Origin of the sequence: Elizabethkingia occulta (assembly GCF_002023715.1) — a bacterium.
GTDB lineage: Bacteria > Bacteroidota > Bacteroidia > Flavobacteriales > Weeksellaceae > Elizabethkingia > Elizabethkingia occulta.
The window spans coordinates 1-23,288 of record NZ_MAHX01000015.1; the positions used below are offsets into that span (position 1 = coordinate 1).

Annotated in this window: 22 protein-coding genes and 1 rRNA gene; 10 read left to right on the top strand and 13 right to left on the bottom strand. The window is 35.4% G+C overall.

Translation table 11 applies throughout. The features are described from left to right. Nucleotides 1-25 precede the first annotated feature (25 nt). Nucleotides 26-133: ribosomal RNA gene (gene rrf, locus BAZ10_RS09425) — 5S ribosomal RNA — on the top strand. 365 nt (nt 134-498) lie between these two features. Here the strand turns inward: rrf and BAZ10_RS09430 are convergent. Together BAZ10_RS09430 and BAZ10_RS09435 are read right to left on the bottom strand one after the other, a co-directional pair. After that, entirely contained in the window at nt 499-1,143 is a 645-nt protein-coding gene (locus tag BAZ10_RS09430; protein ID WP_078771859.1) for a beta/alpha barrel domain-containing protein, read from the bottom strand. Nucleotides 1,144-1,148: 5 nt separating this feature from the next. Then, nucleotides 1,149-2,135: a sugar kinase gene (locus BAZ10_RS09435; RefSeq protein ID WP_078771860.1), complete on the bottom strand. Its 987-nt coding sequence runs from the start codon at nt 2,133-2,135 to the stop codon at nt 1,149-1,151. Nucleotides 2,136-2,283: 148 nt separating this feature from the next. Here BAZ10_RS09435 and BAZ10_RS09440 point away from each other — a divergent pair, with 148 nt between their 5' ends. The 3 genes from BAZ10_RS09440 to uxaC are packed head-to-tail and all read left to right on the top strand — an operon-like array spanning nt 2,284 to nt 5,686. Continuing rightward, on the top strand, nt 2,284-3,105 hold the full coding sequence (locus BAZ10_RS09440) for an SDR family oxidoreductase (RefSeq protein ID WP_078771861.1): 822 nt from the start codon (nt 2,284-2,286) through the stop codon (nt 3,103-3,105). A gap of 12 nt (nt 3,106-3,117) precedes the next feature. Then, entirely contained in the window at nt 3,118-4,278 is a 1,161-nt protein-coding gene (uxuA, locus tag BAZ10_RS09445; protein WP_078771862.1) for a mannonate dehydratase, read from the top strand. Between the two features lies 1 nt (nt 4,279). Next, on the top strand, nt 4,280-5,686 hold the full coding sequence (gene uxaC, locus BAZ10_RS09450; protein ID WP_078771863.1) for a glucuronate isomerase: 1,407 nt from the start codon (nt 4,280-4,282) through the stop codon (nt 5,684-5,686). On the opposite strand, the gene BAZ10_RS09455 is transcribed toward uxaC, so the two are convergent. Continuing rightward, on the bottom strand, nt 5,676-6,713 hold the full coding sequence (locus tag BAZ10_RS09455) for a LacI family DNA-binding transcriptional regulator (protein ID WP_059156653.1): 1,038 nt from the start codon (nt 6,711-6,713) through the stop codon (nt 5,676-5,678). The genes uxaC and BAZ10_RS09455 overlap by 11 nt on opposite strands. A 91-nt stretch (nt 6,714-6,804) precedes the next feature. Between BAZ10_RS09455 and BAZ10_RS09460 the strand changes: the two genes are divergently transcribed. Further along, complete coding sequence (locus tag BAZ10_RS09460; RefSeq protein WP_078771864.1) at nt 6,805-7,860, top strand: carboxypeptidase-like regulatory domain-containing protein; 1,056 nt, start codon at nt 6,805-6,807, stop codon at nt 7,858-7,860. A 57-nt stretch (nt 7,861-7,917) separates the two neighbouring features. Here BAZ10_RS09460 and BAZ10_RS09465 read toward each other — a convergent pair whose 3' ends face one another. From BAZ10_RS09465 to BAZ10_RS09505, 9 genes are all read right to left on the bottom strand, one after another. Then, nucleotides 7,918-8,433 carry a DUF4252 domain-containing protein gene (locus BAZ10_RS09465; RefSeq protein WP_078772039.1) on the bottom strand — a complete coding sequence of 172 codons (516 nt, stop codon included), beginning with the start codon at nt 8,431-8,433 and terminating at the stop codon, nt 7,918-7,920. Nucleotides 8,434-8,437: 4 nt separating this feature from the next. Next, nucleotides 8,438-8,983: a DUF4252 domain-containing protein gene (locus tag BAZ10_RS09470; protein ID WP_078771865.1), complete on the bottom strand. Its 546-nt coding sequence runs from the start codon at nt 8,981-8,983 to the stop codon at nt 8,438-8,440. Between the two features lie 11 nt (nt 8,984-8,994). Next, entirely contained in the window at nt 8,995-9,714 is a 720-nt protein-coding gene (locus BAZ10_RS09475) for a hypothetical protein (protein WP_078771866.1), read from the bottom strand. Next, entirely contained in the window at nt 9,686-10,195 is a 510-nt protein-coding gene (locus BAZ10_RS09480) for an RNA polymerase sigma factor (RefSeq protein ID WP_059325938.1), read from the bottom strand. The genes BAZ10_RS09475 and BAZ10_RS09480 overlap by 29 nt, the downstream gene beginning before the upstream one ends. A 141-nt stretch (nt 10,196-10,336) precedes the next feature. Next, nucleotides 10,337-11,500 carry a GlmU family protein gene (locus tag BAZ10_RS09485; RefSeq protein ID WP_078771867.1) on the bottom strand — a complete coding sequence of 388 codons (1,164 nt, stop codon included), beginning with the start codon at nt 11,498-11,500 and terminating at the stop codon, nt 10,337-10,339. 54 nt (nt 11,501-11,554) lie between these two features. Continuing rightward, nucleotides 11,555-12,859, bottom strand: coding sequence for a branched-chain amino acid transport system II carrier protein (gene brnQ, locus BAZ10_RS09490; RefSeq protein ID WP_078771868.1), 1,305 nt, complete (start codon nt 12,857-12,859; stop codon nt 11,555-11,557). 88 nt (nt 12,860-12,947) lie between these two features. Continuing rightward, nucleotides 12,948-13,202, bottom strand: a complete 255-nt coding sequence (locus tag BAZ10_RS09495) for a type B 50S ribosomal protein L31 (RefSeq protein WP_034868092.1) — start codon at nt 13,200-13,202, stop codon at nt 12,948-12,950. 203 nt (nt 13,203-13,405) lie between these two features. Further along, complete coding sequence (locus BAZ10_RS09500) at nt 13,406-14,650, bottom strand: hypothetical protein (protein ID WP_078771869.1); 1,245 nt, start codon at nt 14,648-14,650, stop codon at nt 13,406-13,408. Beyond that, complete coding sequence (locus BAZ10_RS09505) at nt 14,613-17,150, bottom strand: DUF2339 domain-containing protein (RefSeq protein WP_078771870.1); 2,538 nt, start codon at nt 17,148-17,150, stop codon at nt 14,613-14,615. Before BAZ10_RS09505 ends, BAZ10_RS09500 begins: the two co-directional genes overlap by 38 nt. A 382-nt stretch (nt 17,151-17,532) precedes the next feature. On the opposite strand from BAZ10_RS09505, the gene BAZ10_RS09510 reads away from it, so the two are divergent. The 5 genes from BAZ10_RS09510 to BAZ10_RS09530 all read left to right on the top strand — a co-directional run bounded on the left by BAZ10_RS09510 (nt 17,533) and on the right by BAZ10_RS09530 (nt 22,086). Further along, nucleotides 17,533-19,077 (top strand): MazG nucleotide pyrophosphohydrolase domain-containing protein, encoded by a 1,545-nt coding sequence (locus BAZ10_RS09510; protein ID WP_078771871.1) that lies wholly within the window; start codon nt 17,533-17,535, stop codon nt 19,075-19,077. After that, entirely contained in the window at nt 19,078-19,866 is a 789-nt protein-coding gene (locus BAZ10_RS09515) for an SDR family oxidoreductase (RefSeq protein ID WP_078771872.1), read from the top strand. It abuts the gene before it with no gap. Between the two features lie 101 nt (nt 19,867-19,967). Beyond that, a complete protein-coding gene (locus tag BAZ10_RS09520; RefSeq protein ID WP_078771873.1) occupies nt 19,968-20,783 on the top strand; it encodes a hypothetical protein in 816 nt (271 codons plus the stop codon). A 38-nt stretch (nt 20,784-20,821) separates the two neighbouring features. Further along, entirely contained in the window at nt 20,822-21,496 is a 675-nt protein-coding gene (gene trmB / locus BAZ10_RS09525; RefSeq protein ID WP_059325945.1) for a tRNA (guanosine(46)-N7)-methyltransferase TrmB, read from the top strand. A gap of 17 nt (nt 21,497-21,513) precedes the next feature. Continuing rightward, complete coding sequence (locus BAZ10_RS09530; protein WP_078771874.1) at nt 21,514-22,086, top strand: DUF6759 domain-containing protein; 573 nt, start codon at nt 21,514-21,516, stop codon at nt 22,084-22,086. Between the two features lie 42 nt (nt 22,087-22,128). Here the strand turns inward: BAZ10_RS09530 and BAZ10_RS09535 are convergent, their stop codons facing one another. After that, nucleotides 22,129-23,217: a DUF4407 domain-containing protein gene (locus BAZ10_RS09535; protein WP_078771875.1), complete on the bottom strand. Its 1,089-nt coding sequence runs from the start codon at nt 23,215-23,217 to the stop codon at nt 22,129-22,131. Nucleotides 23,218-23,288 lie beyond the last annotated feature (71 nt).

Genomic DNA, 23,288 nt, shown 5'->3' on the forward strand with positions numbered 1-23,288 from the left:
AAGTTCTAAAAAATATAACAAACTTTAGGGTGGTTATAGCGGTGGGGCTCACCTGTTCCCATTCCGAACACAGAAGTTAAGCCCACCAGCGCCGATGGTACTGCTAACGCGGGAGAGTAGGTCGCCGCCAGTTTTTATTTTTGAAAAGCCTTTGCATAATAATGCAGAGGCTTTTTCGTTTTTAGGATATTACTATTCCTAAACCAACCCATAAAATCAGGAGGTTATACTGGCTATGCAGGTTATAAGAGTTATGGATGTGATAAAGTTATCCTTCTAATAATCACTCATAATATCCGGTTAAGATAACGTTCCTCCGGAACGCTCTGAATTTTCAGAATTATAATCTATAGAGATAAAGCTCCTGACGGAGCCCCTTATTTATTGTGATGAACTATATTTTCAATAATGACTAACAGAGGTTATAAGACTGGGGATAGAGTTCGTAAAGCTCTTAGATCTATAAACCTTTTAAACTTATAACTATTCATTCTTAACTCATAACTCCCTAACTTCTTCAATATAACTGAATACTTTCTTTAATTGATTGGTTACTTCTGCAGTATCGAAATCTGTAGGGAATAAACTGGAACCAAGTCCAACAGAAGTAACTCCGGCTTCAAACCAGCTGTGTATATTTTCCTTATTTAGTTTAACTCCTCCGGTTGGCATGAATTTTAAGCCAGGAAACAGGGGCTTTATAGCCTTTAAAAACTTTGTTCCGAGTAAGTCTCCCGGAAATAGTTTAATAAGCTTGCAATTGGCCTTTTCTGCTTGATTAATTTCTGAAGGGGTCATACATCCCGGAATCCATAATTTACTATGTTGATTAGCTATTGGAGCTATGTCTGCATCAAAAACAGGGCTTACCAGAAAATCTGTATTAAGATTTAAAAATGTTTCAGCCTGTTTTTTGCTTTTAATTGTTCCAATACCCAATTTTAGATCGGGAAAATACTGATCTTTATATTGCTGTAATATTTCAAAATTGGAGACTGCATTTGCACCTCTGTTTACAAACTCGAATACTCTTACTCCTCCATCATATGAAGCTTTTAATGCTTTTTTACAAACTTCAGGATTATCGTGATAAAAAACCGGAATTACCGGATGCTTTTCAATATAATTAAGTGTCTCTTCCATTTTACTTATTTAGTATTACTAAAATCTCCTGTTACAAATAACTTGTTATAGCCTTCGAGTACTGCATTGTCTATTGTACTCTGTAAGTCGAGATCCTGATACAATGAGGCTATTGCGCCAGCCATAAATGCATCTCCACTTCCAATGCGGTCTATAATGTCATTGGTTTCGTATATCGGGCTTATTAAGCTCTTATTTCTTGAATGAAGGGTTCCAAAAAGAAGGTTATGGTTTGAATTATCCATAAAGCGGAAGGTATTTGCCACAATTCTGGCATCTTTATATTCAGAAAACAGATCTATACTGTTCTTTTTAGCAAATTCAAAATACTCTTCGGGGCTTGTATTTCTATTTAGATTACTATCAATAGAAGTATCTAACATATTATGAGAAGCCCAAATATTCCCCATGATAATATGACAATATTTTACCAATTCAGGCATTACTTCTAGAGGACTTTTTCCGTATTGCCATAATTTGTTCCTGTAGTTTAAATCTACAGATATAGTAATTCCCTTTGAATAAGCAACCTCCAATGCTTCCTTCATTACTTCTGCAAGCTCCTCGTTTAAAGCTGGAGTAATCGCTGTCCAATGAAACCAGCTACAGTCTTCAAATATTTTATGCCAGTCAATTTCACCTGTCTTTATCTGACTAAACGAAGAATATTTACGATCATATATAACTTCGCCTTTACTTAATCCATTTGCTGAAAGCAATATGTAAGAGCCAATCCTATCACCTCTGTATAAAAAACTGTCAGTTTCAACGTTATTGTCTTTCAATATTTTCAGAAATTCCCTGGTAATTTGATTGTCGGGTGCTGCCGAAATATAAGAAACCGGAAGTCCGGTTTGTCCCAGCTTTACAGCAACATTGGCTTCGGATCCGCCTGGAAAAGCCATAACCTTATTAGACTCATTAAAGAATGAATCTTCTGCAGGTTGATATCGTACTAATGCTTCTCCGAAGCAGATAATTTTTCCTTTCATATTTTACTATCACTAAGTTAACTTAATTTAATATATTGAATATTTAAAGATTATTAATTTATACGAAAACGTTTTAGTAGATTTTAATGATTATTTAATACTGTGATGTTAAATCTTGTTAATTTGGCTTCAGATTCAAAAACGGAATATGAGCATTTTAGAAAAGTTTTCACTTAAAGGAAAAGTAATTGTCGTAACAGGAGCAACAGGTATCCTGGGACAATCATTTGTTAAAGCCTTGGGTGAAGCAAATGCTAAAGTAGCAATATTAGGAAGGAATGAAGAAAGAGGAAGAGAAAGAGTACAAGAGGTAGTTAATGCGGGCGGTGAGGCTGAATTTTTTCAGACGGATGTACTAAATGAAGAACAGTTAATAGAAACTAATAACATCATCATAAATGGATGGGGGAAGATAGATGGTTTGGTCAACGCTGCCGGTGGTAATATTCCGGGAGCGACCATTCCCCCAACGGAAAATTTGTTTGATACCAAAATTAGCGATACAATTAAAGCGATTGAACTCAACTTATATGGTAGCATTATTCCAACTTTCATTTTCGGAAAAGAAATTGCTAAAAATGGGAAAGGTTCTATTGTAAATATTTCTTCGCTGGCAGCAAGCAGACCTCTGACACGGGTATTAGGCTATACGATTGCTAAACATGGTATAGAAGGTCTTACTAAATGGATGGCAACAGAACTCCCTCTAAGATATGGAGATAGCGTAAGATGTAATGCTATTGCACCCGGCGTATTTTTGACAGAACAAAACCGTACATTACTTACAAATAGTGATGGGACTTATACAGAAAGAGCTCAGAAATTTATTAACGGAACACCTTATTCAAGATTAGGAAATCCCGATGAACTGGCAGGCACGTTAGTCTATTTACTAAGCGATGCGTCTCAGTTTGTAAATGGAGAGACCATTTTTGTAGACGGAGGTTTCAATTCATGGTGTGGGGTTTAATGCAGGAGTAGTATGAAAAGATTAGAACAGACCTGGCGTTGGTACGGACCAGAAGATCCGGTAAGCTTACAAGATATAAAACAGGCAGGAGCAACAGGAATTGTAACGGCACTACATCATATTCTACATGGAGAAATCTGGCCGTCGGATGAAATTGCTAAAAGAAAGGAAATTATTGAAGAAGCAGGATTCAGATGGTCAGTAGTTGAAAGTGTACCAGTGCATGAGGCTATCAAAACAAGATCTGAAGATGCAGCTCATTATATTGAAAACTATAGACAGACCTTAAAAAATCTGGCAGAAAACGGAATAAAAACTGTTTGTTACAATTTTATGCCAGTATTAGACTGGACGCGTACTCAGTTGGATTTAGAGTTAAAAGACGGATCAAAAGCTTTGTATTTTAACTGGATAGATTTAGCCGTTTTTGATCTGTTTATGTTGAAGCGTAAAAATGCAGAAGCTGATTATACAGATTGGGTAAAAGAAGAAGCGAAAGAACGCTTTGAGAATTATACTAAGGAACAATTGAATCAGTTACAAACCAATATTCTGATGGGAATTCCCGGAGAAAAGAATATTGAAATTGAGGAACTGAACAAGAGTATTGAGCTTTACAGTACAATTGGAGCTGAAGGATTAAGACAAAATTTACTTTACTTTCTTCAATCAATTGCTGACATATGCGAGGAGTATGGAATTTCGATGACTATTCATCCGGATGACCCGCCATATCCTATTTTGGGGCTTCCTCGCATAGCCGGTAATTTAGAAGACTTTAAATATATCATCGAGGGAGTCGATAAAAAGTTTAACGGGATTTGTTTTTGTACAGGTTCTTTAGGAGCAGGAAAAGCAGAGCAGCTTGCACAAATGTTCAGTGAACTAAAAGACAGAGTATATTTTATACACCTGAGAAATGTGCGGAAAGATGCACACGGAAATTTTTACGAAGCAGATCATTTGAATGGTGATGTAAACATGTATGAGGTAATGAAGGTTATTGCAGAAGAAAATCAAAAAAGAGAAACTGCAATTCCTTTCAGACCAGATCATGGACATCAGATGCTGGATGATTTACAGAAAACAACTAATCCCGGATACTCTGCAATCGGCAGATTAAGAGGATTAGCAGAGTTGAGAGGACTAGAATTAGGAATATTAGGTAAATAGTATGTCGTATTTTTTAAATGATAATTTTCTGTTACAATCAGATATTGCAGTAGTATTATACAATGATTATGTAAAGGATTTACCGATTATAGACTATCATAATCATTTGTCACCGCAACAGATTGCAGAGAATAAGAACTTTGAAAATATTACAAAAGTATGGCTGAAGGGGGACCATTATAAATGGCGTGCTATGAGAGCCTACGGTATAGACGAAGATTTTATCACCGGTAATGCTTCCGATGAAGATAAATTTCGCAAATGGGCTGAAGTAGTACCTAATACATTGCGTAATCCTTTATTTCATTGGACGCATATGGAACTTAAAAATCCATTTGGTGTAAACGAATATCTGAATGCAGCTTCGGCCGACAGAATATATAAAGAGACTACCGAAAAATTACAACAGGAAAACTTTAGGCCGCAAAGTCTGTTGAATAATTATAATGTTGAAATGTTGGGTACGACGGATGATCCTACAGATGATCTTAGTTTTCATCAGAGTATACGACAACAAAATAAAGAAATAGATGTAAAGCCTAGTTTCCGACCGGATAAAATTTTTGCCATAAGCAAAGGTGATAGTTTCCGGGATTATGTAAGAAAGCTTTCAGAGGTGAGTAAAGTAGAGATTTCAGATTTGGATACTCTTCTTGAAGCTTTACAGAAACGGGTGAATTTTTTCGATGAAATGGGATGTGTAGCATCGGATCATGGTCTGTTGTATATTCCACAGCCGGGAAAATATAGTTTAAAAGAAATTAATCATGTCTTTTTTACTGTTTTACTGGGAGATGATGAAGAGGCAAAGGATGTAGAAGAAGGTTATACTTATTATATTTTGACAGAGCTATGCAAAATGTATTATGAGAAAGGGTGGGCACAGCAATTTCATTTAGGAGCACTAAGAAATAACAATACCATAAAGTTAAAAGAAATAGGGACAGATACAGGTTATGACTCTATTGGGGATTACCCACAAGCACAAGCATTATCCGCATTTTTAAACAATTTAGAGAATCAACAAAAACTAACCAAGACCATATTATATAATCTCAATCCGGCGGATAATGCGGTGTTTGGGTCCATGACAGGTAACTTTCAGGGAGAAGGTATAAAAGGAAAAATACAACTTGGGTCTGCATGGTGGTTTCTGGATCAGCTGGACGGAATGGAACAGCAAATTAATACACTTTCAAATCTGGGGCTAATCAGTACATTTATTGGAATGCTCACAGATTCCAGGAGTTTTCTCTCCTTTCCGAGACATGAGTATTTTAGAAGGTTGCTATGTAATCTTTTTGCAGAAGATATTAGAAAAGGTTTATTGCCGAATGACCTGAAATGGGTAGGAAGTATAATTAGTGATATTTGTTATCACAATGCCAAATCTTATTTTAAGAGTTAAAATTTTCCGGAAAATAACCACATGACTTTCTAATAACTAACTGGGTTTCCAGTTCAATAGTTTTGTAATCTTTAGTTGGTTTATTTAGTAATTCTATCATTTTCTCGGTGGCAATCTTACCAATCTCATATGCTGGCTGTACAATTGTAGACAGAGGTGGATTTAGTGAGAACGCAAAAGTTGTATTTGCAAACCCCAAAACAGCTATATCTTTCGGAACTTTAATACCAGCTTCCATAAAAATTCCAAGACTTCTGGTAGAAATGGTTTCGGAACCACAAATAACCGCATCCGGAGGATTTTCAGATTTTAATTTTTCAGAGATAAATTCTTTAATTTTCTCATCGTGTTGGTTGATGTTTTTTAGATCCACAAACAATACATTTTCATCAAGATAAGGGATGTTATATTGTTTTAGGGCATTTTTATAACCCTCTAAGCGTAAATCACTGACACCTAATTTATCAGCAAGTATAATCAGAATATTTTTTTTCCCAATCCGCAAAAGATGCTGTGTAGCCTTAAAACTTCCACCAACGTTGTTAGCACCCACCTTATGGGTATCCAGTGAGCTTTGTATTCTGTCGAAAAGGACAATTGGATAGTTAGGCTGAAGCTTCTTTAGGAGATCAAAATTAGATGTTTCTGTTAATGGAGACATTAGAATACCATCTACTCCTTTGTTAATAAGAGACTCTATACATTGTCTTTCTGTAGCTTCATCATGATGGCTCTGCATGATAAGGGTGTCGAAGCCTTTATCCATGAAATTACTTTGTATCCCGTCCAGAACCTGGGATATAAATGTATTGGAAATGTCACAAACAATAACTCCAATGGTATTTGTTTTACCAAATTTTAGATTTTTTGCGAGTCTGTTTGGGTGATAATTGTGCTTTTCAGCGTATTCAATTATTTTTTTCTTGGTAGCAGCACTGATCTCATAACTATCGGACAGAGCTTTAGACACTGTAGATACAGAGACACTCAATGCTTTGGCGATATCACGGATAGTTACTTTAGGCATGGCTATAATAAGTCTCCTAATTTACAAAATTATATCAGCAATAAGGAAGATTAAAAAAAATAGCTATATTTATACCTAAGACTTTAGGGTTATGAAAATAAAAATCAGCTTTATTCTATTTCTGTTTTTATCGGCTTTGTGCTTTTCACAGGTTATAAAAGGAAGCGTTGTTTCCACGGCAGAACAGCCTTTGTCTAATGTAAAAATATATATCGACGGTAGCCAGGTTTCTTCGGTTACGGATACCAAGGGAATATTTGATATTAGCATCCCCAATATAAAACAGGGAAATATTGTTTTTCAGAAAGACGGCTATCAGGATTTTGTTTATCCGCTGCAACAGGCTATGAATAAAACCCTTAAAGTTGTCCTGGAAAAAGAACGTCTTATAGAAGAGGTAAAGTTAATTGGGTACTCAAGTAAAGATTATGAAAAATACATTAATACTTTTTTTGATAATTTTTTGGGAATCAGCAGAGAGGGTGTAAGTATTGAGAATCCGAAAGAAGTGAAATTTGCTTATGATAAAACAGAAAGAATTCTCAGAGCTCAGGCTAAGAAGCCTTTAATAATTATCAATAAAAAACTAGGTTATACAATAGAATACAAACTCATGTCTTTCTATGTTGATTATAGAAATGGTATTTCCCAATATACAGGAACATCATTTTATACACCAGTAAAAGCATCTGAATCTAAAAGCAGAGTTTATAAAATGAACAGGCTGAATGCCTATTATGGTAGTGTGCAGCATTTTTTTAAATCAGTATTTAATAACAGTGTTAATAAAGAAGGATTTATTCTGGATAGGGTTAAGCATATGGAAGGTCAAAAAGCTCTCGCTTTGGTAGAAAAAAATCTTCAGGCACCTGCGTACAGAAGTGAAGAGGATGGAAAAGTGTATTTTGAATTTCCTGATATACTAATGGTAAGCTATAAGAAATATCTTTTCGATATTTCTAAGCGGGAGGTTGTAAGAACAGACTCTTATAGTACGATAAATTCTTATGTTGAAACGCGTGGTCTCCGTTATCATATAACATCTGACGGTAATTATTCAGATCCGGATCAGATGTTGTTTCAGAAGTCCTGGGCTATGGATAAAGTGGCAAAAATGCTTCCGCTGGATTACGAACCTGAAAAATAAAAAGGCCCTTGTATACAACAAGAGCCCTAATTTAGAGATATGAAAATATAATGTTTTTTAATTTATTGATTTGCTTTTACTGGCCATGTTGACAATATTGGAAATATCTTCCGGGGTAAAATTACCTCTAACATCTACAAAAACTTTTTCTCCGTTTTTATCCCCATCCACTGCAATTAGTAATTTGTTAATCTGATCGCCATTGGTAATGGCTCGGATATTTACTTTTTGCCCTTCTGAATTCAGGGTCATCCACTCTTCATATTTATTTTCTGTAAAGAAGCGGTTCAGTTTTTCCTGATAGTTAGCATTTGGAGCGATAACAGTCATAACACGGACTTTCTTTACCTTCTTGATCAATGCAATCACTTCTTCACTTTCCCCGTCTTCACGGAGTGCCTTTTTTATAAATGGTTTGACCAAAAACATGGGTGGGTTGACAGCTGTGATCTGTGCTCCTTTTCCCAGACTTTCACGATCCAGAAACTCCATATTCGGACTGGAGGAAACAATACATGATTGTAAAAAAGCAAGCAGAATGAATAAAGCGAATATTTTAGAGAAAGCTTTCATTATATTATTTTTTACCTTTATTACCCTTTGGTCCTTTATCACCTTGTTCTTCACTGTTGACCAGCTTAGAAATATCGTCTACGTTTACTTTGCCATCCAAAAGAAGGAAAAGATTCTCATCGTCTCCGGTGATACTCAGTAATAAGTCTTTTACTACACTAGTTGTTGTGTCCTGAGACAAGAATTTAATTTTCTTTCCATCGCTGTTAACAGACATCAATTCTTCGTATTTCATATTTTTGATAGAAGAGTTAATCTCATCTTTTATTTTTGACATATTAACCCCCGATAGGGTACTGTCTTTTTTGCCTTTTTCAAAAATCAGAATTTTAATAGAATTAACATCCTTCATCAGAGGCTTGATCTGATCTAATCCGGTATCAGGAATATCCAGTTTGTTAATCAGATTGAACATGGGCTTTGCTATTTTTATAGAGGTTACGCCTTGGGTATCCTGATACTGATCGAAAAGTTTTTCGAGTTTGCTGATCTGGGCATTTACACCAATGCCGGCAGCAATTATAAATAATGTTAGAAATATCTTTTTCATGATGGTTTGATTTAAAAATTAACAGAAAGATGTTTTATGAGTCCAACTTTTTCAATTCCTTTATCCAGATTGCTGGCCAGAAGATTAAGCGATTTCTTTGTAAGATCTACAGCTTCTTCTTCATCGTATACGGGCTTTCCGTTGATAAGGACATAGTTAGGATTATAACTGGCTTCTGTACCGGTTTCCGGAACACTTTTAACAGAAGTAGTTTCAATAATCTCTTTCTCTTTTTTTGCTAAAGGTTTTTTCTGAGCTAAAACCTTAATATTTTCTTTTTCTGTTATTTCTTTTTTTTCAGCCTCGGTAGTGATAACTGATGGCTGAATATTGGTTTCAGGTGGGGTTGTTTGTTGTTCCTGAATAGCTAATGTATTATTTTTTGCAGGTTCAGTTTTGGCAACAGAAGTTGTTGTAACATCTGTTATTGGTTTTTGATTAAAGAATAAATAACCACCAAAACTTAAGAAAATAATGAAACCTGCTGCCATCCAGTACCATTTACTAAGCCCTGGTTTTGTCGTTAACTGAATTTTCTTTGCAGGTATCGGCTGCTCTTCCACTTTTTCCATAAAGTCATCAAAGCTCCAATCCATTGTCACTTCTTTTTCTTCCCGAAGTGTTTTAAAGAAAACATCATCCGAAAAATCTTTTAGCCACTTCTCTTCAGCCTCGGAAGAATTTCCCGCGAAGTACTGGTCTTTATATTGTTTGGATCTGTCGGTTTTCATATTCGAAAATTTTTTCGAGTTGTGTTTTTATTTTTTGTCGGGCCCTCATCAGGTTTATTCTTACTGCATTTGATTCCATTTCCAGGGCTTCACATATTTCGGCAATGCTATATTCTTCAATATCTTTTAGATGCATCACCATTTTCTGTTTCTCGGGAAGTTGGTTAATCATATTAACGATAATTTCCCGTGTATTATCACTATGGTTAACTGAATAATCTTGTTTTACACTGTTAATCTGATAGTCTTCTACTACTTTTGCGTGCTTCAGTCTGTTCAGACATTCATTACGCAGGCAGCGTAAAGCAAATGCTTCAATATTCTCATAACGATGCAGATCGTCTTTCATTTGCCAGAGCTTTATCATAATCTCCTGTACCACATCGTAGGCTTCATCTGCGCTGACCAGAAAACTTTTAGCAAAACGGTATAGTCTATCCTTGTGGATAAAAACCGTTGTTTTAAAAGTTTGTTGGTCCATAGTATTGCTTTTATAAGTAAGACAATCGGAGGGAGTGATCTGTTACATCTAAAATTAAAAAATATTATGATACTATTTAAATATTTGATTTTCAGATAAAAAAAAGAATCATCAGTAATGATGATTCTAATTTTTTATAGTTTAAAATTCATGATATACATGCTTCAGTATGGCTTTGTCTTCTTCGGTTAGTTCTATTTTTCTTCTGGCCATCATAATTTCAGCAGTCTCATAAGCTTTATCCAGGCGGAATTTCGGATCATCATTCGTGCCTCCCCAGGTAAATGAGTGTACAAGGTTTGGTGGAAATCCGGTTTTAAAAATGTTGGCAGCTACGCCAACTACAGTTCCGGTATTTAGCTGTGTATTAATTGCCGTTTTAGAATGATCTCCCATAACTGTTCCACAGAATTGTAAGCCTGTTTCCACAAACCTTTTCTCACGGTAAGACCACATTTTGACAGCAGAATAATTGTTTTTCAGGTTAGAAGTATTGGTGTCAGCACCAAGATTACACCATTCACCAAGAACAGAATTTCCTAAATAACCATCGTGCCCTTTGCTGGTGAAGCCAAAGATTACAACATTACTTACTTCTCCACATATTTTGGAATAAGGGCCAAATGTTGTTGCTCCGAAAACTTTTGCACCCATTTTCATAACTGCATGATCACAAATTGCGATTGGGCCTCTTAGCATAACACCCTCCATAACTTCAGCCTCTTTACCAATATAAATAGGACCGCCATTGGTATTCAGATAAGCAAACTCAACATCTGCACCTTCTTCGATAAAGATATCTTCAACTTTTCCACGGATATTATTGGTTTCGGAAATTTTCTGAGAAGTCCGGCCTTTGGTTACAATATCAAAATCGAATCTGATAGCTTTGTCATTGTATGTAAAAAGATCCCATGGCTTTTTGAAGACAATCAGTTCCTCTGTAATATCTATACATTTTTCAATCTGGCCAATATTAAAATTTTCCAGATTGATATATGAAGCGATTAGTTCATTCTCATATACCAGAGCTTCCCCTTTCTGTAAATCCTTTATTTGTTGTAGTACGCTTTCTGTCGGAAGAAAATTCGGGACTATCAATAAAGATTCTTTTTTTTCAGGCTCAGGATATTTTGCCTGAAGATACTTTTCGGTGACGAAAAAGCTTTCATCAAATCCTAAAAGTTTTTCCCATCGTTCCTTAAATGTTAATATACCTACACGCATATCCGCGATGGGGCGGGTGAAGGTAAGAGGTAAAAACTCTTCCCAATATTGGGCATCAGAGAAAACAAGTTGTTTCATTTTTTAGTGAGGATATTAATATTACAAATTTAAGTAAAACAAAAATTTCCAAAATTACTCTTGGGTTGCAAAAGTATTATTTTTAGAAAAAAGAGCAGTAATAATAAATGCTAAAAAAGAGGGTAGAACCCATTCCATGTTGTGTTGCACGAGTGGGAGGCTGTCTTTTAAAGATGTTATAAAATTTTCTGCAATACCATAATACTGGAATACAGTAAGGGAGGATACTAATGTACTTATAATAACAGCTGCTACATAAGGAGCCTTGGGCTTAACAATTTTCCCGAAGAAGACTAAGTACATGACCAAAGCAAAAACAACAGGGTATACAAAGCCTAACAATATTCCGGCATAGTTAATTATTTCATCTACTCCTTTTACCGAAAGTATAGCAGCAAGTACACAGCAGAAAATAACATTGACTTTATAGCCGGATTTTCCGTTTGTAATCTTTTCCATAAAGCTGGCAAAAGCTGAAGTAAGAGCAATTGCGGTTGTTAAACATGCAAGGGCTATGGCTACAGAAATGATATAGGTTCCGTATTGTCCTAATACGGAATTAGAGATATGTAAAAGCAGTTTGGTTCGGGATAAATCATCGGTCACAGGATAACCGGAAGTAGCCCCAAGGTATACAAGTCCTCCATAAATTATCAGTAGACATAAAGCAGCGATAAGTCCGGCCATAATAGTCATCTTGACTCTCTGGCTAACCTGATTAAATCCTTTTTCGGTAATAGTGGTAATAATAATGCCGGCAAAAATAACAGCAGATAAAACATCCATCGTTTGGTAGCCTTCATGAAATCCTAATGCGAAGCTTTCTCCGTGGCTAAGAGTAGATGCTGCAGGAGCCCCTGGTGAATAAATAATACCAATAGCTATAAGGATAAGCAATAATAGAATAAGTACCGGTGTAAGGTATTTCCCGATAATATCAACAATCTTGCTTGGAGAGATTGCAAGAAAACCTGTCACTGCAAAAAATATTACAGCACTAATAATAGGTGAAAGTCCTGGGAATATGGGTTGTAGTCCTATTTCGAAAGTTGTAGCTCCGGTACGCGGAATCCCGATTAAGGGACCGATTAGCCAGATGATGATAAACGCAAGTATGGTTATCATTTTCTTATTAACCCGTTTCCCGATATCTGTAAAGTTATGCCCGATTTGCACCACGGCGATCAAACTGATTAACGGAGCAATAATTCCTGTGGTGATAAATCCTACAATGGCATAAAACCATTCTGTTCCGGATTTTAATCCGATGAAAGGAGGTAAAATAAGATTTCCTGCGCCAAAAAACATGGCAAAAAGAGCAAATCCAAGGGTGATAATAGCGCCGTTGTTGTTTCTCACGTTGTAATATTTTCTGGTGTACAATTAAATAAAAAACACCAAAGAATCCAATTCTTCGGTGTTTTTATTCAGTATAAAACTGTATATCTTAGTTCTTAGCGAATTTCTTGTATTTATTCATGAACTTATCAACTCTACCAGCTGTGTCAACTAATTTAACTTTACCTGTGTAGAATGGGTGAGAAGTACTGGAGATTTCCATTTTTACCAATGGATACTCTACACCATCAACTACCAAAGAATCTTTGGTTTCAGCAGTAGATCTTGTAATGAAAACTTCATCGTTGCTCATGTCTTTAAAAGCAACTAATCTGTAATTGGATGGATGGATATCTTTTTTCATTGTCTTAATAATTAGACCGCAAAATTATAAATATTTTTTTAAATGGCAAAATATTTTTATTAATTAAAAAAATGATTTAGACGGTTTTATCTTTCCCAAAGCATTATCTTCAAAATTAATACGCCATAAAATGAATGCCTGTACTAGTTTACTGTTGTTTAGTCGTTTATCCGGAAAGGCAAAAAATATTTTAAAAAGAGCAATTATTCTGCCTTTTTGTTCATGTCCTTAATTAGTCCCAGCGCGAAAAATCCGATAATTATAATAGCAATAATTATACAGCCCCATACAAAGAAGGGGGTCTGCCAAAATGCTTTTCCTGATTCTGGATGCACGGAATGATCAGTGTTTTTCAGATCTGTAATGGTCGCGTCAGGATAATTCTGACTAAGGATAATTCCGGAGTTTATTAAATCATATTGTGGAGCAGATAATTTGGGATTAATATCCAGTGTATAAGTTTCTCCAGCTTTCAGATCCGCCAAGATTTTCTTTTGAGACTGAAAGAGGTTTATTTTCTTTATATCTAATGGCGAATTATCCTGGTTGTCTATCGCTATGATTAGTTCTTTTGTGAATAAATCCGGAAACCCAAACTGGTTATTATTTTTAGATCTGATTTGAAAAGTTGTAAACTCTTCTCTGTAATTTTCGGTTTTTCTTTTGTAAACTCTGGACTTATTGATGAGTATACGGGCATCGCGCTGATAAAAAGAAGGTGAAACAATGTCAAAGCTAATTCCATTAATTACCTGCTCAGTTGGGAAAGTAATTGTAATAATGCTCTGTTTACTATTCTTGTCCGTGGTTATTTTCTGCTCAAAGTTTTGTAATGCAGTTTTAGTACCGGCTACAACATTATCATATTCTAATCCGGCCTCCAGTACATTAATGGGTAAAGAATTTTTGTCGAGAAAATCGAATTTTAAAAATTTATAGTTGTTTAGAGGAAACGAGAAATTCTTTTCGACCGATGTTCTTCCGGATTCGCTAAGGCCGGATATAATCTGATTGTCAACAAGCCCAAACCATTCCTTTTGGTCATTGCTTCCACTGATGTTGTATTTCTTATCTATTTCTGTATTGGCAATCTTCAGGGTAAGGTTATCCAGGTTAGCTGTATTCTCATTAGAGATAATAACAGAAGTTACAACATTGGGAATTGTATTTCTGGAGCTTATCGGAAATTGTTTGAAATCAGATTTTTTTAAATTTTCATTTCCCACGATATAAGGAGTCTCATTGTGCCTGGAATCGAAAATTCTTATGAAATCCGTATTATTACGGGTTGCAGCAATAACATCTGGAGAAAGCACGATCTGATGCAGTCCGCTTTCTTTTATACTACTTATTTTGCCCTGATAGTTTTGTGCAAGAAGGGCAGAAGAACCAATTAGTATTGGCAGCAGCTTAATTATTTTCTGTATCATTTGGTTTGCTGGATTCATCAATAACTAGTTTTTTAATTTTTTGGTAAACAAATGATATAATAAGGATAAGAACTCCCAGTAGAATGAAGGCTATAATTTTTCCTGTCTCTGATACATTTTTGATGTCATATAAGAACAGCTTGATAATAGTAATCCCCAGTAAAGCAAGTGCAATAATACGCAGTTGCTTGTTTTGTTTCTTTATTCCGATAATCAGGAAGACAAATGATAGTGCGCCCCAAAGAATAGGATATCCTATTTTAATAATCTGAAGTTTTACAAATCTTAGTTTGTCATCTATAAAAACCATTCTCTCATATTTATATAAATGCTCTTTTGTGACAGGATATAATTTTGCAAGATCTGCCTGAGAGATAATATCACCAGAAAATATTAATCCATGAACCATTATCTCATTACTCATAATGAAAACAATACAGAAAGCAAAAATCCATAAAGCAAATTTATGATTAAGAAGCATGGAGAAATTATTGTCATTTCTCAACTTTATGATGGTATATCCAAAATATACCAGACATGCTAATAATATATAATGTATGAAAAATGCTGACTTGCCAGATAATCCTGCATTATAATTTTCCACTATTTCATCTGTTACCAGCTGATGGAAAACTACAATATACAAGAGGATATTAATACAAGATAAAATAATTGCAAGGTTGTTTACTGTTATATTCTTGCGTTTTAGTGTAAAGTATATAACCCCTGTACTAAATAAAAAATGATATAAAACAGGATAAGATTGAGCAGAATAATAATTGGCAATGCCCGTATTCGCCTGATAAGAAATTTCGAATAAGCCTATGAAATACCCAACAATAATGGCAGCAATACTTATTCCCAATCTGTATAATGCAGGGTTGAATTTAACTGTAAAAATATCAACAGGTTCTTTTTCTTTTCTCAACAGAAGATAAGTAAGTACAAGAGATACCAGAGAAATGAAGCCTGTTATGAATATCGGGTTGAAAACTAGTTTCAGTACTTCAGTACTTCTCGTGTAATAGAACTCCCAGTCCATCATGAGACTGAAAAGCATTAAAATCTGAACAATAATAGCACCTAATTTGAAAGCTGCAATTCTTGATTTTTGGAATAGCCAGAACAAAAGTACAGCTTCGGCAGACCAGAATAATGTGATATAATTACCATTAAACTGGATTGGAATAGCGAGAGTTACAAAAGTAAGCGTCAGACCAAGTAAAAGGTATATTGCATTTTTGTCCAGTCCGAATTTTTTGTACAATAAGATAGCATAAGCCAGATTGTATAATGCCAGTGCAATAGTAAACAGACCTTTGAAGTCCATTCCCCATTTATGGATAATACTAATTCCTATTCCGAAATAAAAAAATGTATTAGCAATTATGATGAAATATTCCAGATTGGAAAAAGTACCCTTATTCCGCAGATTATTAACAACGGTGGCAATACTGAAGATAAGATAGAAGATAGTTGCATAAAATAAAGCTCCACGATAAGGAAGTCCTCCATCGATAACCTTTTCACCAAACCAGAATGAGAAAAGAACACAGGAGAAAATAAATGCCAGTAAGGTGACCAGACTCCATTTTTTGAAATAAGCAATAATCAGCATTCCTATATTAAGAATAGCAATGTAAGTAAAGAGCACTTTATAGTTCCCTTCACCGGTACTAACCATGAATGGTACCGCAAAACCTCCAATAAGTGATAAAACAGCTAATTCCTTTCGGTCGTAGGATACAGAAACAAATGCACTAAATATGGTGATAACTACCATGATGATAAATGCTGTTGCCTGATTAAATAAATGATAATCGTGAAATGCAATACCAATGGTAAAGTAGAATATACTAATGGCTCCGGCAACAAAGACCGAACTAAATGCTTTATAGTTTTTCTTTAACCGGTGTGCGACTCCCATAATGAGAGCGCCACACAAAATACCGATCCCAACACGCGCAGGTTCATTAATCCAGTTTTTGTCAATAGCATATTTTACAAAGAAGCTAATTCCAAGTACCAGAATAAGAATACCTATTTTATTGATAAGATTCTCTCCAATGAATTTTTCAATATCCGGATTCTTTTCTTTGAATGTTTGCAGCCAACTCTTTTTAGGGGGTAAAACAATTTTTTCTGTTACCGGAATCTCTGCATTTTCTTGTAATGGTATTGCCTCGGGTTGAAGTTCCTGGGATACTGCCGCAGACATGGCTGCCTGTACAGGTGTTTCTTCAACAAGAGGGATTTCCTCAATAATTTGCTTTTCTTCTTCGGCTTTTATTTCTTCCTTTATGGCAGGTTGTGGCTCTTCTGTAACAACAGGTATGATCTCCGACTGAGGTTCTTCAGCTTTTAAAGGTTGTAGGCTTGTGTTAATTTTAAGGTTTAATGAATTAATTTCATCTTTAAGCTTGCCAATTGCCTCCTGAGTTGCCTTGGAATTAGAAGCTGATTTGCTAAGTGAAATAATTACAAAAACAAGAATTATTAACAATAAAAATATTTCCATATGGTGCTTTAATGTGAACAAATATAAAATAAATATAACTAGTGGTGATATATTTACATGCTACACAAGGATTTTAGAAAGATTAACTTTCTACATAATCTGATTATAAGCTTTTTATGTGAAAGCTTCAAAGGATGAAAATTTGGTAAGCTTCTTTATAATATATTATTGCGGATCTGTTGTTATCAAAAAAAATACAATTGAACATTTAGCTGAATAGAACGAGTATGCAGAGTATAAATATGTGTAAGTTCTGCCAGATTAAGTCTTTTAATTGCAGAGGAAGTTATTCATCTATCGTATATTTGTTAAAAAATAATAACCAACAAGCTATAGAATCATAATTCCGGGTTCTGTATAATAGCATTATTGTATTAAAATTATGGAAGAAATTAAAAGCCTTCAGCATCAGGTTGACGAATGGATCAGAACAGTAGGAGTGCGTTACTTCAATGAGCTGACTAATATGGCAATGCTGACAGAAGAAGTGGGGGAAGTTGCCAGAATTATAGCCAGAAGATATGGTGAACAGTCAGAGAAAGAATCGGACAAGAGTAAAGACCTTGGTGAGGAACTTGCAGATGTTCTTTTTGTTACTTTGTGTTTAGCGAATCAAACGGGAACAGATCTACAGGAAGCTTTTAATAAAAAAATGAAATCTAATATGGAGAGAGATAAAGAAAGACACCAAAATAACCTGAAACTACAATCGACTGTGCCGTTTTGCGAAATGCTGGATGGAGAAACAGTGAAAATCGGAGGATCAAAGAGTATAACGAACAGATTACTGATTTTAGAGAAAATATTTGGAAATATAACCTTAGAAAATGTTTCCAATTCTCAGGATTCTTCACTTTTGATAAAAGCTCTGAATGATGAGGGTGATATAGTAGATATTCATCATGCAGGAACATCCATGCGTTTCCTTACTTCTTACTTTGCAACAAAGGCAGGGAAAGAAGTTATATTAACAGGATCCGAAAGAATGAAACAACGCCCTATAAAACCATTGGTAGAAGCGTTGAAACAACTGGATGCAGAGATTGAATACCTTGGAGAAGAAGGTTTTCCGCCATTGAAAATTAAAGGAAAAAAGATTGAAAAAAATCAGGTGAGTATTCCGGCGAATATCAGCAGTCAGTTTATAACATCACTTTTATTGGTGGGAGCCAGCCTGGAGAACGGACTGAATGTAAGCCTTGAAGGTAAAATTACATCTCTGCCTTATCTGCTAATGACAATTGAAATTCTGAAGAAAGCGGGAATTAATGCTTCTATTGAAGAGAACATTATCAGGATAAAACCATTAACAGGAGCATTAGAGCCAATTCGTTATGTTGTAGAAAGCGATTGGTCTTCCGCTTCTTATTTCTATTCTTTGGCTGCAATAGGCAGGAAAAAGATTAATCTGAAGAGCTTAAATATAAAATCTTTGCAGGCAGACTCCCGTTCAGCTGAAATTTACAAGAACTTTTTCGGAATAGAGACTGTTGAGGTTTCAGAAAACGAATTGTCTCTTCAGCCGATAGAAGGCTTCCAGTTTCCGAAAGATATGCAGCTGGATATGAATAATTGCCCGGATATTGCCCAGACCGTTTGCGTAACAGCAGCAGCATTAGGCATTCCTTTTTATATTACAGGATTGGAAACACTGAAGGTTAAAGAAACAGACAGGCTTACTGCTATGCAGAATGAGCTGAGAAAAATAGGTCTTAACACAGCGATTACAAATGAAACTATAAAATCTCTGGAGAATATTACTCCGGCAGAGACCATTACAATTTCCACTTATAATGACCACAGAATGGCAATGGCATTTGCTCCATATGCTTTGTGCCGTACACTGGAAATCGAAGACCCAAACGTAGTAGAAAAGTCCTACCCGGAGTTTTGGAAGGATTTTTATAAAGTGGTAAAAAGAAAATAAATGGTTATTATTATTACCGGAGCCTCTAAAGGAATAGGCTTTACGCTGGCAGAAACACTGGCGAAAAAAGGACATGTTGTTTACGGGTTTAGCCGACAGATTGCAGATAGTACTCATTTTAAAGGTATTTCTGTTGATGTTACAGATAAAGAGCAAATTAATCAGGCCGTTTCCTCTGTTATTGAGAAAGAAGGAAGAATAGATGTGCTGATTAATAATGCAGGAATGGGTATGGTAGGTTCGGTTGAAGATACTACCAAAGAAGATATCCATAAGCTGTTCGATCTTAATTTAGTAGGACCAATACAAATGATTTCTGCTGTGATGCCCTATATGCGGGAAAAACGTTTTGGAAAAATAATTAATGTTTCCAGCATTGGTAGTGAAATGGGATTACCCTTCAGAGGATTCTATTCAGCTTCCAAATCTGCTCTGGACAAAGCTACAGAGGCATTACGCTACGAAATTAAAAACTGGAATGTTCAGGCTACTTCACTGCATTTAGGGGATATAAAAACTAATATTGCTGAAAGCCGTATTAAAACAAAGGTGTCAGAAGCTTATACAACGGTATTCAATAAGATATATGCATTAATGAACGCTCATGTAGATCACGGAACAGAACCTTCGGAAGTAGCAGATTATGTAGTAGATTTATTAGATAAGAAAAGTTGGAAAGCACATTACTATTTTGGAAAGTTCGGTCAGAAGATAGGAGTACCTTTAAAATGGTTATTGCCACAGAATTTTTATGAAAATCTGATGCGCAAATATTCCAAAATGGATTAAGATAATTTTATATTCTTCACTACTTTTAACAGAAGGCATATAAAGTTTAATAAAACTTTAACCCCGTTTGAAAATCTAAAGAAAGCAAACTCGCTTTTTTTATGTTTAATTTTGCGACCTATATGAAGAAATATTTTACTGGTTTATTGTTCTTATTTATTCTCATTTTTCAGGGGCAGACTTTTAATGGGACTATCTACTTAAGAGACAATTCTGCATTATACCTTAATCAAATCTATGTGACGAACCTTAATACACAGAAAACGGTTTTGGCAGATTATCAGGGTGAATTTGATATTCCTGCAAAGGTCGGAGATGTTATAAGGTTTACATCTATTGTTACAGAGAGAAAAGATATAACGCTTACACCGCAGTACTTCCAGAATAAGAGAATGCTGGTAGAACTTTCCATAGCTTATCACGAAATTAAAGAAGTTGTATTAAAACGTTTTAAGCCTACAGGAAACTTCAAGGTAGATGTTCTTTCTACCCGTGAGGATAAAAGACTTGCTTTGGCGAACAAAATTGGACTGCCTTCACCAAAAGGAGACGGAACTTCTCCGCGTTCACCAGTTGCATCCTTCAATAATGGCGGATTAGGATTCAATGTACAAAGTGTATTCGATATACTAACTGGTGAGCGCAAAAAGCAGGAGCGTCTTTATGCCTATGAAGCTATGCAGAAAAATGTAACCAATCTTCATAATTATTATGGTGACGAGTATTTTATTAAACTCAAAATCCCTAAGAACCTTATAGACAATTTCCTGCAGTTTGTCTATACATCCGATGATCTGGGCTCCCTTGTAAAGAGTGGTGAATATGCTATGATAGAGATGTCTATTGAGAAATACCTTCCTGTTTACCTTAAAAGATTACGTAATTCTAACTTACAGGCAGTAGTTGGAGATAAATAACTGTAAATTTGTTATTTTTGCACCCTAAATTTTGAATTTTGGGTAAAAATAAGATCAGACGTTTCGAAGAAAATAAAACTCTTGTAAATGTTTTCCAACCTACGCGTGAAGAAGCTCTTTCGGGCTATGAAATGAAGGGTAAGTGGAGAACTGATTTCTTCAAAAACGATAATCCGATTGTTTTAGAATTGGGTTGTGGAAAAGGAGAATATAGTGTAGGAATGGCAAAAGCTTTTCCGGATAAAAACTTTATAGGAGTGGATATCAAAGGTGCACGTTTTTGGTTTGGGGCTAAAGAAGCCGTAGAGAAAAATCTGTCTAATGTAGCTTTTCTCCGTACGCAGATAGAATTAATCGATCTGTTTTTTGAAAAAGATGAGGTTGATGAAATCTGGATTACTTTCCCCGATCCTCAGATTAAATTCAAGAGAGCTAAACACAGAATGACGCATCCTGAATTTTTGGATCGTTATAAAAAGATTGTGAAAAAGGACGGATATATACACCTGAAAACAGATTCTGAATTTTTACATGGTTATACTTTGGGAATACTCCAGGCACTAGGTTATGATGTAGAAGTTTCACATCATGATATTTACGGAGCTCCTGAATTTGAAACAGATGCCGTACATCTTCGTGAAATTAAAACTTATTATGAGGGCTTGTTTTCTGCAAAAGGAAAAACAATTACGTATTTAAGATTTAAAATTTAATTACATTTGCCTCCGGTATGAAGAAAATTTTACTTGTAATTCTTGGTTCGGTTTTGTTGTGGAATTGCTCATCTAATAAGGTGACGCTTGCACATATAATGGAAACCAAGGATATTAATGAACTTTCGGCCTACATTAAGAAATATCCTAAACATAAGGATATTGCCTTCTTAAAGCAGAAATTATTGTCTTTACAAATCGCAGCCAATCCTAAAAAAGCAGCGGATATTCCTAAGCCTGTTATTAAAACTCTTGAAGAACAGGAAGCAGAAGAATTTGCAAAACTTATGGCACAGGATAAATCTGGTCATAACACTAAAACGGTAAACGTGCTCAATCAGATGTTTAACAATGATATCAGTGACACCAATGCTATTTTGCTTGTGGCAAATAATTCGGATTGTAATATGATCCTAAGAATTCAGGGTGATAAGTATTATAATCTGGCAGTACCTGCAAAAGGTCAAAATACTTTGGTATTACCTCAGGGAACATATAAGCTTACTGGTTCACTATGTGGTGCGACTTATACCTCCACCAAGGTTATTCAAAAGAATCTTTCACTGGCATTAGGCACAGCAAGAAAGTAATCAATATAAAACCGGACATTTAGCTGAATGTCCGGTTGTTTTTTATGAAGTAGATGTGTTCTTGGGATAAAGGCTTTCTTTCAGTTCGTTTACTCTGTATTCGGTAGAGATATTTGCTTTTTCTATTTTTTCTTTAGCATAGACTTTTACATCATTTTCATTTTTATCCAGCAACCAGTCATAAGGGCCTACGGAGGAAATAAGTTTAATCAGTACAGGAGATATTTCCAGACATATAAATAATCCCATAATGAAGGTTGATGCTAATGCTATAATTGCACTCGCTTTACCAAGTTCATCCAAGGCCTGCAGTCTTGCGGCAAAACCATTAAAACGGTTTTCGGCACCTTCAGAATTCTTTAGCTCCTGCTCCAGATTAGTATATACTTTGGATGTTTCTTTATCCAGATACTCCAAACGAGGAGCTACCTGCTTCTGATAATTTTGTAGATCTGCAAGCCTGTTTTTCTTCAACTCTTCCTTACGCTTGGCATTGCTGCCGTAGCCTATCTTTCCGGAAGTAAGGCCGGATTGTTTTCCCAGAATCTCTTTTTCCAGCTCCACAGAAGCAGAATCATATGACTTCTGATAAGCGGCAAGTTTTGAATTAATTTCTGCCTTTTCCTTATCATAAGGACCACTTTGCTGCATAATCCGGTTATTGATTTTTGCCTGCAGTTCTGCCTTATTTCTCTGGATAATAGTATTAAGCTGCTTGTTAACCTCCTTTTCAAAAATCTTTAGTTCCAGAGGTTTGGCAATAATAATTCCTAAAAAGGCGGCCAGAATAAGACGCGGTATAGTCATTAGTATCTGATTCCACCATGTTCCTGTCTTTTTAATAGAAGAAACGATATATCTGTCCAGATTAAAGATCATAAGACCCCAAAGTAATCCAAAGCCTATAGCTGCCGATATATCGTCAAAAATAGTATACATGGCATAGCCGGAAGATAATGTTGCAAATACCGCAGTAAATAATACCACCCCACCAATTCCGGAGTATTTATTCCACTCGGATGGAGTTTTTCTCAGAACATGAATGTTTGCCCCGGAGCAAAGCATCATAAAATGCTGAAACCAATTCATTTTGGCTTCAGCGGGTGCAATATTGGGTTGTAATGTTTTCATAAAATTTTACTCTTGAATTTAATAGGTACGAAAAACCATACCAATGTTACAAATAGTAGTATGTTTTACCT

Bases quoted from the DNA above. Each gene is read 5' to 3' on its own strand.
- BAZ10_RS09430 (WP_078771859.1), bottom strand. From the start codon at position 1,143: ATGGAAGAGACACTTAATTATATTGAAAAGCATCCGGTAATTCCGGTT.
- BAZ10_RS09435 (WP_078771860.1), bottom strand. From the start codon at position 2,135: ATGAAAGGAAAAATTATCTGCTTCGGAGAAGCATTAGTACGATATCAA.
- BAZ10_RS09440 (WP_078771861.1), top strand. From the start codon at position 2,284: ATGAGCATTTTAGAAAAGTTTTCACTTAAAGGAAAAGTAATTGTCGTA.
- uxuA (WP_078771862.1), top strand. From the start codon at position 3,118: ATGAAAAGATTAGAACAGACCTGGCGTTGGTACGGACCAGAAGATCCG.
- uxaC (WP_078771863.1), top strand. From the start codon at position 4,280: ATGTCGTATTTTTTAAATGATAATTTTCTGTTACAATCAGATATTGCA.
- BAZ10_RS09455 (WP_059156653.1), bottom strand. From the start codon at position 6,713: ATGCCTAAAGTAACTATCCGTGATATCGCCAAAGCATTGAGTGTCTCT.
- BAZ10_RS09460 (WP_078771864.1), top strand. From the start codon at position 6,805: ATGAAAATAAAAATCAGCTTTATTCTATTTCTGTTTTTATCGGCTTTG.
- BAZ10_RS09465 (WP_078772039.1), bottom strand. From the start codon at position 8,433: ATGAAAGCTTTCTCTAAAATATTCGCTTTATTCATTCTGCTTGCTTTT.
- BAZ10_RS09470 (WP_078771865.1), bottom strand. From the start codon at position 8,983: ATGAAAAAGATATTTCTAACATTATTTATAATTGCTGCCGGCATTGGT.
- BAZ10_RS09475 (WP_078771866.1), bottom strand. From the start codon at position 9,714: ATGAAAACCGACAGATCCAAACAATATAAAGACCAGTACTTCGCGGGA.
- BAZ10_RS09480 (WP_059325938.1), bottom strand. From the start codon at position 10,195: ATGGACCAACAAACTTTTAAAACAACGGTTTTTATCCACAAGGATAGA.
- BAZ10_RS09485 (WP_078771867.1), bottom strand. From the start codon at position 11,500: ATGAAACAACTTGTTTTCTCTGATGCCCAATATTGGGAAGAGTTTTTA.
- BAZ10_RS09495 (WP_034868092.1), bottom strand. From the start codon at position 13,202: ATGAAAAAAGATATCCATCCATCCAATTACAGATTAGTTGCTTTTAAA.
- BAZ10_RS09500 (WP_078771869.1), bottom strand. From the start codon at position 14,650: ATGAATCCAGCAAACCAAATGATACAGAAAATAATTAAGCTGCTGCCA.
- BAZ10_RS09505 (WP_078771870.1), bottom strand. From the start codon at position 17,150: ATGGAAATATTTTTATTGTTAATAATTCTTGTTTTTGTAATTATTTCA.
- BAZ10_RS09510 (WP_078771871.1), top strand. From the start codon at position 17,533: ATGGAAGAAATTAAAAGCCTTCAGCATCAGGTTGACGAATGGATCAGA.
- BAZ10_RS09515 (WP_078771872.1), top strand. From the start codon at position 19,078: ATGGTTATTATTATTACCGGAGCCTCTAAAGGAATAGGCTTTACGCTG.
- BAZ10_RS09520 (WP_078771873.1), top strand. From the start codon at position 19,968: ATGTTTAATTTTGCGACCTATATGAAGAAATATTTTACTGGTTTATTG.
- BAZ10_RS09530 (WP_078771874.1), top strand. From the start codon at position 21,514: ATGAAGAAAATTTTACTTGTAATTCTTGGTTCGGTTTTGTTGTGGAAT.
- BAZ10_RS09535 (WP_078771875.1), bottom strand. From the start codon at position 23,217: ATGAAAACATTACAACCCAATATTGCACCCGCTGAAGCCAAAATGAAT.